Below are 3365 nucleotides of genomic sequence, written 5' to 3'. Positions count from 1 at the left end.
CGGCCCCGCCTGCGGAGCGTCTGATCCCATGACGATCCGGGCGCTGGTCTTCGACGTCTTCGGCACCCTCGTCGATTGGCGCTCGGGCATCGCGCGCGAGGCCGAGCGCATTTTAGGCCCCGGCCTCGACGGCGGCGCCTTCGCCGATGCGTGGCGCGCCCGCTACCAACCGTCCCTGGAGCCAATTCGGACCGGCCGAAGGCCTTGGGCCGACCTCGACATCCTCCATGCCGAGAGCCTGGACGAGGTTCTGGCGCAGTTCGGGATCGCCGGGATCGACGGGAGGGCCAAGCGCGACCTCGTCCTGGCCTGGCACCGGCTCGATGCCTGGCCCGAGGTTTCGGACGCCCTCGCCCGCCTGCGCGGCCGCCATTGGCTCGCGCCGCTCTCGAACGCCCCCGTCCGGCTCGCGGTCTCCCTCGCCCGGCACAACGGCTGGTCCTTCGACGCGGTCTTCGGGGGAGAGTTCTCGCGGGACTACAAGCCGAAGGCGGCGCTCTACCGCGATGCGGTCGCCGCCTTCGGGTTCGACGCGTCGCAGACGCTGATGGTGGCGGCCCATTCGGGCGACCTCGCCGCGGCGGCGAGCCATGGCCTCGCCACGGCCCATATCGCGCGGCCTCGCGAGAACGGTCCGGCCGGCGGCGAGACCGTCCCGGGCGTTCCCGTCACCTACGCCGCCACGGATCTTGCCGATCTCGCGCGGCAGCTCGGCTGCTGAGGGCTCAGCTCTCGCCGCGCGCCACACGCGCCTCGTATTCCGACAGGGCGAGCTGGCCTTCCCGCTCCACACGCGCCTTATCCTCGTCGGAGATCACGTCGCCGACCATGTCGAGGCGCTTCCACAGGGCGAGCGGCGTCTCCTTCTCGGGGGTCGGCACGTAGCGGTTCTGCGAGACCTTCTGGTATTTGTGGATATAGCGCGGGCAGTTGACCCAGGCCTTCGTGACCTCGACGCGCACGAGGTACTTGGCCTCCGTGTACTCGGCCATCAGCGGATCGTCGCGCAGCATCCGGGCGTGGCCCTGGACGCGGATGCGGTGGGGCGTCTCGAAGTCGATGAACAGCAGCCCGACCTTGGACTGACCCTCGATGTTGCCCATCGAGTAGAACATGCCGTTGCCGTCGAAGCCCGGGAAGGCGAGCGTGTTGCCGTCGATCACCTTCACGAAGCCCGGGCTGCCGCCCTTGTAGGAGACGGTGGGCATTCCGTCTGGATCGACGGTGGAGAGGAAGAACATGTCGCGCGAGGCGATGAAGGCGGCCTCGTCCGGGCTGATCGTCTCGTGGACCCAGCCGGTATCGAGGCGATCGGCGAGCTTGACGGTGTTGAACTCCTGCTGGAGCGCACGATGCTCGTCGAAATAGAGCGATGCCATGGTGATTTGCCCTCCCGTGTTTCGGCCGCTCTCATAGGGGCGGCCGTTGGCGGGGATGATCGCGGCAATTGCGCCTGATCACAACAGGGGTCCGCGTCTTCTCCGGCAGGGGGGAATTCGCGACACACGAAAAAGCCGGCCCCACTCGCGCGGGGCCGGCTTTGTCATGACACGAGGCCGAGGGGAGCCCGGCCTCGAATCCCGAAATCAGTTCTTGGTCTTGTCCACCAGGGCTTTCTCCGAGATCCACGGCATCATGCCGCGCAGCTTCGCACCGACCTCCTCGATCGGATGGCGGGCGAGCTTGGCGCGCGTGGCCTTGAACGAGGTCTGGCCGACCTTGTTCTCCAGCATCCAGTCGCGGGTGAACTTGCCGGACTGGATGTCGTCGAGCACGCGCTTCATCTCGGCCTTCGTCTCGGCGGTGACGATGCGGGGGCCGGTGACGTACTCGCCGTACTCGGCGGTGTTGGAGATCGAGTAGTTCATGTTGGCGATGCCGCCCTCATAGATGAGGTCGACGATGAGCTTCACCTCGTGCAGGCACTCGAAATAGGCCATCTCGGGGGCGTAGCCGCCCTCGACCAGGGTCTCGAAACCAGCCTTGATCAGCTCGACGAGGCCGCCGCAAAGCACGGCCTGCTCGCCGAAGAGGTCGGTCTCGCACTCTTCCTTGAAGGTGGTCTCGATGATGCCGGCGCGGCCGCCGCCATTGGCCGAGGCGTAGGACAGACCGAGATCGTGGGCGTTGCCCGACGCGTCCTGCGCGATGGCGATGAGGGTCGGCACGCCGCCGCCCTTGAGGTACTCGCCGCGCACGGTATGGCCGGGACCCTTGGGGGCGACCATGAGCACGTCGAGGTCCTTGCGGGGCTCGATGAGGTTGAAGTGGACGTTGAGGCCGTGGGCGAACAGCAGGGCGGCGCCGGGCTTCATGTTGGCTTCGAGCGACTCCTTGTAGATGTCGCCCTGCAACTCGTCGGGGGTGAGCATCATCACCACGTCGGCCTGCTTGGCCGCATCGGCGACGTTCATCACGGTGAAGCCCTCGTGCTCCGCCTTCTTGGCGGTGGCCGAGCCCTCGCGCAGGGCGATCACGATGCCCTTCACGCCGGAATCGCGAAGGTTCAGCGCGTGGGCATGGCCCTGGCTGCCGTAGCCGACGATGACGACCTTCTTGCCCTTGATCAGGTTGAGGTCGGCGTCACGATCGTAATAGACCCGCATGGCGGTCCCTTCTCTTCTTCAAGACATGAGTGCGCTCCGGCGCCCTCATCTGAGATATCCGCGCGGCCGTGCGAAGCCGGCTTTTAGCGAGGCGATCCCCGTGACGAAAGGGGGAATGGCCTTGGGCGTGCGATTACGCGTGCAGGATCACGCTGGCAGGTCGAGGCCTTCGCGCGCGAACACGGCCTTCACGGCGGGTCGCTGGGCCATGGCACGGGCATGCGCCGTCCAGTGCGGAAAGCGCCCGGCCATGTCGAAGCTGAGCGCCGGGCCGCGGCCCCAGGTCCAGAACAGGAGGAGGTAGGGGTCGACGACGCTGTAAGTGTCACCCAGCGCCCAGCCGCCGTTCGACAGCCTCACGTCGGTCATCGTGAAGAGATCGCCGCAGGTGTCGGCACCCTTGGCGCGGATGTCCGGATAGGCGTCCTCGTCGGTGGCGTAGCGCTCGGGCCGGCGTACATGCGCGTAGGCGATGTGATGGTTGGTGGACAGCCATGCGAGCCATTCGTCAGCTTGCGCTTGGTCGCGGGGCGCCTGTGGCCACAGGTCTGCTTGCGGATGGGTCCGCGCGACATGGCGCAGGATCGCCGTGTTCTCGGTGAGCACCCAACCGTCCTGGGCCAGGGCGGGTACGCGGCCGCGCTCGTTGATCGCCAGGTATTCGGGGCTGCGCTGATCGCCGGCCATGAGGTTCAGGCGGACCGTTCCGAACGGTGCTCCGGTTTCCTCCAAGGCGATGTGAGAGGCTAGCGAGCAGGC

The 3365-nt window shown here is 67.2% G+C and carries 4 protein-coding genes; 1 reads left to right on the top strand and 3 read right to left on the bottom strand.

Annotation, left to right across the window (positions count from 1 at the left end):
• A partial coding sequence (locus ACFE7U_RS17270) for a haloacid dehalogenase type II (RefSeq protein ID WP_375410944.1) occupies positions 1–721 on the top strand: 721 nt, incomplete at its 5' end.
• A gap of 4 nt (positions 722–725) precedes the next feature.
• On the opposite strand, the gene ACFE7U_RS17265 is transcribed toward ACFE7U_RS17270, so the two are convergent.
• The 3 genes from ACFE7U_RS17265 to ACFE7U_RS17255 form a co-directional block, all read right to left on the bottom strand.
• On the bottom strand, positions 726–1379 hold the full coding sequence (locus ACFE7U_RS17265; RefSeq protein WP_375410943.1) for a pyridoxamine 5'-phosphate oxidase family protein: 654 nt from the start codon (positions 1377–1379) through the stop codon (positions 726–728).
• A 207-nt stretch (positions 1380–1586) separates the two neighbouring features.
• The gene (gene ilvC, locus ACFE7U_RS17260; protein WP_375410942.1) at positions 1587–2606 is read right to left on the bottom strand and encodes a ketol-acid reductoisomerase; all 1020 of its coding nucleotides are present in this window, start codon (positions 2604–2606) and stop codon (positions 1587–1589) included.
• A gap of 147 nt (positions 2607–2753) precedes the next feature.
• On the bottom strand, positions 2754–3365 hold a 612-nt coding region (locus ACFE7U_RS17255), incomplete at its 5' end, for a glutathione S-transferase family protein (RefSeq protein WP_375410941.1).

Source organism: uncultured Methylobacterium sp., from assembly GCF_964251405.1.
In the GTDB taxonomy this organism is placed as follows: domain Bacteria; phylum Pseudomonadota; class Alphaproteobacteria; order Rhizobiales; family Beijerinckiaceae; genus Methylobacterium.
This window is presented reverse-complemented; position numbering and strand designations above follow the sequence as displayed.

Excerpts from the sequence above, each read along its gene's own strand:
- ACFE7U_RS17265 (WP_375410943.1), bottom strand. The coding sequence starts at position 1,379 with ATGGCATCGCTCTATTTCGACGAGCATCGTGCGCTCCAGCAGGAGTTC.
- ilvC (WP_375410942.1), bottom strand. The coding sequence starts at position 2,606 with ATGCGGGTCTATTACGATCGTGACGCCGACCTCAACCTGATCAAGGGC.